Source organism: Bradyrhizobium acaciae (genome assembly GCF_020889785.1).
In the GTDB taxonomy this organism is placed as follows: domain Bacteria; phylum Pseudomonadota; class Alphaproteobacteria; order Rhizobiales; family Xanthobacteraceae; genus Bradyrhizobium; species Bradyrhizobium acaciae.
Genome location: NZ_JACMYK010000323.1, coordinates 1 through 797, shown reverse-complemented (window position 1 = coordinate 797; position 797 = coordinate 1). Strand labels below are relative to the sequence as shown.

The 797-nt window shown below is 61.6% G+C and carries 1 protein-coding gene; it reads left to right on the top strand.

All coding sequences use genetic code 11. The annotated features are described in order from the left end of the window. Positions 1–797, top strand: a 797-nt coding sequence (locus H8A92_RS40560; RefSeq protein ID WP_229200817.1) for a hypothetical protein, incomplete at both ends; no start/stop codon positions are given.

Below are 797 nucleotides of genomic sequence, written 5' to 3'. Positions count from 1 at the left end.
GGCGGCATTACCTTCGCCAGTTCCAGCGGAACGCTGGTGATCGACGGCACAGCCATGCCCAGCGACATCATCAGCGGCATCGTCGTCGGTGACACCATCGATCTGACCGGCGTGGCGTTCGCGTCCGGTGGCTCGGCCACTGTTGTATCCGGCAGCATGCTTCAAGTTGTCGAGGGCGGAATAACGTATGATCTGCAGCTAAGTCAGAATCCCGGAGTTGGCTTCACTGCAACGCAGGATTCTGGCACGGGCACGTTAATTACGGCCACCGTACCTATTACGCCGTCGGTTGGCGTGACGAGCTTCGCTTCGGCGAGTGCAGGCCAGACCATCGCCTTGTCGAGCCTGGTCACCGTGTCCGATCCGAACGGTGTCGGCTATCAAACTCTCCAGCTGTGGGATTCGAACGGCACGGTGGCCGGCGGCGAGTTCCTGATCAATGGCGTGGCGCAGACCGCAGGCCATGCGATCAATGTGCCGTTGGGCGCCAATGTGGTGTTCGATGCCGGGACTTCGGCCGGTACCGATACGATGTGGGCGCAGCTGATTGAGAACAACGGCACGGCAAGTGGCTGGACGCAGTTTACGGTCTCGGTGCCGGCGCCGACGCTAAGTGTGTCGAACGTGCTAAGTGCCACGGCGGGCGCTCAGATTGCGCTTTCGAGCCTGGTCAACGTTTCCGATCCAAGCAATGCGACGTATCAGCTGCAGCTGTGGGATTCGAACGGCACGGCGGCCGGCGGCGAGTTCCTGATCAACGGCGTGGCGCAGACCGCAGGCCATGCGATCAATGTGCC